Origin of the sequence: Kitasatospora sp. NPDC058406 (assembly GCF_042722765.1) — a bacterium.
Taxonomy (GTDB): domain Bacteria; phylum Actinomycetota; class Actinomycetes; order Streptomycetales; family Streptomycetaceae; genus Kitasatospora.
Genome location: NZ_JBHXKE010000382.1, coordinates 1 through 6058, shown reverse-complemented (window position 1 = coordinate 6058; position 6058 = coordinate 1). Strand labels below are relative to the sequence as shown.

The window sequence follows — 6058 nt, the reverse complement described above, 5'->3', positions numbered from 1 at the left end:
GTGTGGGGGGGGGGGGGGGGTGGGGGGTGGGGGTGGGGGGGGGGGGGGGGGGGTGGTGGGGGGGGGGGGGGGGGGGGGGGGGGGGGGCGCGGGGGGGGGGGGGGGGGGGGGGGGCGGCGGGCGCGCCGGCCGGGGCCTGGGTGTCGCCCTCGTCCTCGACGGTGATGCCGAAGTCGGTGGCCAGACCGATCAGCCCGGTGGAGTAGCCCTGCCCGACGGCGCGGAACTTCCAGACGCCGCCCCGGCGGTACAGCTCGCCCGCGACGAGTGCCGTGACCTCGTCGCCGTCGGCCATGGCGAACTCGGCGATGGCGGTCGCGCCCTCGCCGGCGCCCGCGTCGAAGAGCAGCAGGCGCAGCCCGCTCACCGAGCGGAACGACCCGCCCTCGGAGGAGCCGGCGAGCACCACCCGCTCGACCTCGGCGGGCAGCTTGCCGAGGTCGGCCTCGACGGTGTCCGCGATCTCGGTGCCGCCCGAGGTCTGCTGCTTGGGCAGGTGGCGCACCAGGCCGGACGGGTGGCGCGGCTGGTTGTAGAAGACGAAGTCGGCGTCCGAACGGACCTTGCCGTCGGTACCGAGCAGGAGTGCGGAGGCGTCCACGTCCGGCGCACCGGGCGTGGCGCTCCAGCGCAGCACGGCGCGGACCGCCGCCACCGGCAGTGCGATGTTGGCGCCCTTGGCCATCACGTGCGTCATAGCCGACCATCCTGCCTGTTCGCCACCCCTTCGGACAACGTGACCGGAGGTGGCGGATCGGTGGGACTTTGCCAACGCTTGCGCTTTGTGAAGCGGAAGGTAACCTTCCGAGAATTCGATGTTTCGGAAGTGCATTCGACCGGGCGGCGTCCGTACGATGGACGATCGAGGGGTCCGGAGGTCCGGTCAAGGGGGATCGGGCCGGTTCCCGTCCGGGAACCATCGCGGCTGCCGGGCCGGTTCATCCGGGTGTCGGCACCACCCCGCCCACTGCTCCCGTGTCCCGTCCCGCGTTCTGTTCTCGCATCCGCCGGACCGGCGGCCGAACCCTGAGGAGAGCACCTTGCGCCACTTCGGCCACCTCGCGGACGACGTACGCGACCGGCTCTTTCTCGAATCGCCGCGGGTGTTCACCCCGGACAGTGACGCCGCCGTCCTGGCGACCGCACTCGGCGCCACGCTCTACAGTCCGGCGACCCGGCCGACGCTGCGGACCGACATCCGCAAGCAGGCCGCGCAGGGCGTCGTCTCGATGGTCCTCTGCCTGGAGGACGCGATCGCCGACCACGAGGTGCCGGCCGCCGAGGCGAACCTGGTGGCCCGGTTCGGGGAGCTCTTCGAGGAGGTGTCCGCGGCCGCTTCGGGCCGTGAGATCTCCACGGATTGCGCACATGATCTGCCCCTCCTCTTCATCAGGGTGCGGACACCCGCCCAGATCACCGACCTCGTCGGCCGACTCGGCCCGGCCGTCGGCCTGCTCACCGGATTCGTCCTGCCGAAGTTCACCGAGGAGAACGGCGGGGACTTCCTGGAGGCGCTCGCCGCCGCCGAGGCGACCACCGGCCGGCGGCTGTTCGCCATGCCGGTCCTGGAGTCGCCCGAACTGGCCCACCTGGAGACCCGCCGGGAGCAGCTGTTCGGCATAGCCCGGCTGCTCGACAAGTACCGCGAGCGCGTCCTCGCCGTCCGGCTCGGAGTCACCGACCTCTGCTCCGCGTACGGCCTGCGCCGCTCGCCCGACCTGACCGCGTACGACGTGGCCCTGGTCGCCGCCGTGATCGGGGACGTGGTCAACGTGCTCGGCCGGGCCGACGGCACCGGGTTCACCGTCACCGGCCCGGTCTGGGAGTACTTCCCCGTCCAGGAACGGATGTTCAAGCCGCAGTTGCGCCGCACCCCGTTCGTCGAGGCCGAGCCCTCCGGGGTGGCGGTGCGGCAGCGGATCATCGAGCACGACCTCGACGGGCTGATCCGCGAGATCGAGCTCGACCGCGCCAACGGCCTGCTCGGCAAGACCTGCATCCACCCCAGCCACGTGCCCGCCGTGCACGCCCTCTCGGTGGTCACGCACGAGGAGTACAGCGACGCCCGGGACATCCTCGACCAGGAGCGCGGCGGGGGCGGGGTGATGCGCTCGGCGTACACCAACAAGATGAACGAGGCCAAGCCCCACCGGGCCTGGGCCGAGCGGGTGCTGCTTCGGGCGGAGGTGTTCGGCGTGGCCCGGGAGGACGTCAGCTTCGCGGAGCTGCTCTCGGCCTGCCTCTGCCGGTGAGGACCGCCGCCCGGGGCCGTCTTCGGGCGGCCCGTCCGTCGTGCGCGCCCGTTCCGGCGGCGGCTCGCCCTCGGGGCGCGTCCCGGGTGTCCGTCGTTGCTCGTTCGTGGAGCGTCGTAGAACGTCGTAGAACGTCTTAGATCGCTGTAGTCCGTCGTAGTCCGTCGCCGTTCGTCCAGATGTGAACCGCACCACCGAAAGCAGGACCCGTAGTGACAGGACGTCTCGTGGCAGCACCGCAGGAGTGGACCGGCCGATGGGTGGCCGAGCGGGCCGGTGTCGGCCTGACCGGCTCCGAGCGGCTCCCCGAACTGGTCGGCCTCGCCCTGCGGGAGAACCGCAAGCGGGCCCATCTGCTGGTCTCCACCGTGCTCGGCAAGCACGTCCCGCAGCTTCCCGCCGTGGTCCACGGCGCCGGGCTCGACCTCGGCCGCCGGGTCCGCGAGCTGCTCGGCGACGAGGCCGCGGCGCGCGCCGTCGTGCTCGGCTACGCCGAGACCGCCACGGGCCTCGGCCACAGCGTCGCCGACGGCCTGGACGCCCCCTACCTGCACTCCACCCGCCGCCCGGTGCCCGGCGTCGATCCGGTCGGCGGCTTCGAGGAGGAGCACTCGCACGCCACCTCCCACCTGCTGCTGCCCACCGACCCCCGGCTGCTCGCCGGGGACGGGCCGCTGGTGCTGGTGGACGACGAGTTCTCCACCGGCACCACCGCGCTCAACACCATCCGCGCGCTCCACGCCCACCACCAGCGGGACCACTACGTGGTGGTCGCGCTGGTCGACCTGCGGGGTGCCGCCGACCGGCAGCGGCTCGCCTCCGTCGCCGCCGAACTCGGTGCCCGGCTCGACCTGGTGGCCCTGGCCGGCGGCGGCGTCGAGCTCCCCGAGGACATCCTGGACCGCGCCGAGCGGCTGATCGCCGACGCCGGACCGGCGCCCGAGCCGCCGCCCGCCCCCGCGGCCCCGCTGGTCCGCGCCGAGCTCGCCTGGCCGGCCGGCCTGCCGGAGGGCGGCCGGCACGGCTTCACCCGCGAGCACCGGGCCCGGTTCGACGCCGCGCTCCCGGAGCTGGGCCGGCAGCTGGCGGCCGTCGTGGCCGGTGACGGCGGCGGCGCCTCCGACGGCGGTGACAGCGCCGGTGCGTCCGGTGACAGCGCCGGTGCGTCCGGTGACGGCGGCGGGCGGGTGCTGGTGCTCGGCTTCGAGGAGCTGATGTACACGCCGCTGCGGCTGGCCGGCGCCCTCGCCGAACGGCTCCCCGGCGGCGCCGAGCGGGTCCACTTCTCCACCACCACCCGCTCGCCCGTCCTCGCGGTCGACGACCCCGGCTACGCCATCCGCACCCGGCTCGCCTTCCCCGCCCACGACGACCCCGCCGACGACGCCTCGCGCGAGCGGTACGCCTACAACGTCGCCCCCGGCGCCGACCCGGCCCGCCGCTTCGCCACCGTCGTCCTGGTGGTCGACGACGTCGCCGACACCCCCGCACTGCACGAGGGCGAGCGCGCCCTGATCGGCCAGCTGCGACGGGTCACCGACCGGGTGGTGCTCGCCGTCCTGCCCACGCACCGGCCGGGCGACACGGCGGAGGGCGGCACGGCGGCGGGTGCTCTGGCGGGCGCCCCGGAGTCCCGGCTGCCGCGCCCGCTGTACGGTCCGGCGTTCTCCTCCTACCGCGCCGACGAGGTGGCCTGGCTGCTCAAGGACCTCTCCGGCGTCGCGCTGGAGGCGCCCACCGAGGAGCGGGAGGAGGCCGTGCAGAGCGGCGGCGCCCACTACGCAGAGTCACTGCCGGTCGAGTACCAGCCGAGCCCCGAGTACCAGGAGCTGTTCCACCAGGCGCTGCGGGTCTCCGCCCGGCGGATCGCCCTCGCCGTCGGCACCGTCGCCGAGACGCTGGTCGCCGAACGCGGCCGGGGTCTGGTGCTCGCCTCCCTGGCCCGCGCCGGGACGCCCGTCGGCGTCCTGATCCGCCGCTGGCTGGCCGCCGGACACGGCGTCGAAGCCCCCCACTACGCCGTCTCCATCGTCCGGGGCCGCGGCATCGACCCGGTCGCCCTGCGGTACCTGGCCGCCCACCACCGGGCCTCCGACGTGGTCTTCGTCGACGGCTGGACCGGCAAGGGCGCGATCACCCGCGAACTCGACGAGGCCCTGGCGGGCAGCGGCTTCGACTCCGGGCTGGCCGTCCTCGCCGACCCCGGCCGCTGCGTGCGCACCTTCGGCACCCGGGACGACTTCCTGATCCCCTCCGCCTGCCTCAACTCGACCGTCTCCGGCCTCGTCTCGCGCACCGTGCTGCGCACCGACCTGATCGGCCCGGACGACTTCCACGGCGCCAAGCACTACACCGACCTGGCCGGCGCCGACGTCTCCGGTGCCTTCCTGGACACCGTCGCCGACCACTTCGACGCCGTCCGGGCCGAGGCCGTCGCCGCGGCCGGCCGGTTCCTCGACACCGACCGCGCCGCGGACCGCACGCCCGACTGGGCCGGCTGGGCCGCCGTCGAACGGATCAGCGCCGAGTACGGCATCGACGACATCAACCTCGTCAAGCCCGGCGTCGGCGAGACCACCCGGGTCATGCTGCGCCGCGTCCCCTGGCGGGTCCTGGCCCGCCGCGGCGCAGGCGCGGACCTCGACCACGTCCGCCTGCTCGCCGCCCAGCGCGGCGTCCCCGTCGAGGAGGTCGACGACCTGCCGTACTCGTGCGTCGGCCTGATCCACCCCCGCTACAGCCGGGGAGCGACCGGCGCCTCCGGCACGGCCGTCCTGGTGAAGGAGTCCTGAACCGATGAGCAGCCCCCGTGGTTCGCTGCCCCGCGGCTTCCTGGTCGCGAGCGACCTCGACCGCACCCTGATCTACTCCAACCGCGCCCTCGCCCTGGACGTGCCCGACCGGCTCGCGCCACGCCTGCTCTCCGTCGAGGTGCACGACGGCAAGGCGCTCTCCTTCATGACCGAGCAGGCCGCCGCACTGCTGGTGGAGCTGGCCCAGGAGGCCCTGTTCGTCCCCGCCACCACCCGCACCCGGGCCCAGTACGAGCGGGTCAACCTGCCCGGCCCGACGCCCGGTTGGGTCCCGTCGTACGCGATCTGCAGCAACGGCGGACGGCTGCTCGTCGACGGCGTGCCGGACGAGGACTGGGAGGCCGAGATGGCCGGCCGGCTGGCCGCCGGGGCGGCGCCGCTGGCCGAGGTGGTCGAGCACCTGGCCCTCTGCGCCGACCCGGAGTGGACGCACAAGCGCCGGGTCGCCGACGAGCTCTTCGCGTACCTGGTGGTCGAGCGGGCCGAGCTGCCGGTCGGCTGGCTGGAGGAGCTCACCGGCTGGTGTGCCGAGCGCGGCTGGAGCGTCTCGCTCCAGGGCCGCAAGGTGTACGCGGTGCCGGGGCCGCTGAGCAAGAGCGCCGCCCTGGCCGAGGTCCGGCGCCGGGCCGGTGTCGAGGCCGGTGTCGACGGCGTGGACGGTGTTGACGGCGGGCCCGCCGTGCTCGCCGCCGGTGACTCCCTGCTGGACGCCGACCTGCTGCTCGCCGCCGACGCCGCCTGGCGCCCCGGGCACGGCGAGCTGGCCGACAGCGGTTGGACGGCCCCCGGTGTCACCGCCCTCGACGAGGTCGGGGTGGCCGCCGGCGAGGAGATCGTCCGACGGTTCCTGGCCCGCGTCCGGGGCGAGGCGGACGACCTCGTCCCGGTCGCCGTCCGCTAGCGGAAGCGCACCGGTGGCCCGGCGGCCCGGTGACCCCCAACCCCGTAGGGGGCCCCCGGGGGCCGGGCGCGGCCGGAGGGGGGGTGATCAGG

General features: G+C 74.8%; 4 protein-coding genes. 3 read left to right on the top strand and 1 reads right to left on the bottom strand.

Going from position 1 to position 6058, the window contains the following annotated elements:
* Nucleotides 1-697 (bottom strand): TerD family protein (locus ACFWOG_RS38990; protein WP_380364330.1); only part of this gene is annotated, 697 nt, incomplete at its 3' end.
* Between the two features lie 343 nt (nt 698-1040).
* Here ACFWOG_RS38990 and ACFWOG_RS38985 point away from each other — a divergent pair.
* The 3 genes from ACFWOG_RS38985 to ACFWOG_RS38975 all read left to right on the top strand — a co-directional run bounded on the left by ACFWOG_RS38985 (nt 1041) and on the right by ACFWOG_RS38975 (nt 5966).
* Nucleotides 1041-2252, top strand: coding sequence for an HpcH/HpaI aldolase/citrate lyase family protein (locus ACFWOG_RS38985; RefSeq protein WP_329951552.1), 1212 nt, complete (start codon nt 1041-1043; stop codon nt 2250-2252).
* A 227-nt stretch (nt 2253-2479) separates the two neighbouring features.
* Nucleotides 2480-5044, top strand: coding sequence for a phosphoribosyltransferase (locus ACFWOG_RS38980; RefSeq protein ID WP_380364328.1), 2565 nt, complete (start codon nt 2480-2482; stop codon nt 5042-5044).
* A 4-nt stretch (nt 5045-5048) separates the two neighbouring features.
* Nucleotides 5049-5966 carry an HAD family hydrolase gene (locus ACFWOG_RS38975; RefSeq protein WP_380364326.1) on the top strand — a complete coding sequence of 306 codons (918 nt, stop codon included), beginning with the start codon at nt 5049-5051 and terminating at the stop codon, nt 5964-5966.
* Nucleotides 5967-6058 lie beyond the last annotated feature (92 nt).

Excerpts from the sequence above, each read along its gene's own strand:
- ACFWOG_RS38975 (WP_380364326.1), top strand. The coding sequence starts at position 5,049 with ATGAGCAGCCCCCGTGGTTCGCTGCCCCGCGGCTTCCTGGTCGCGAGC.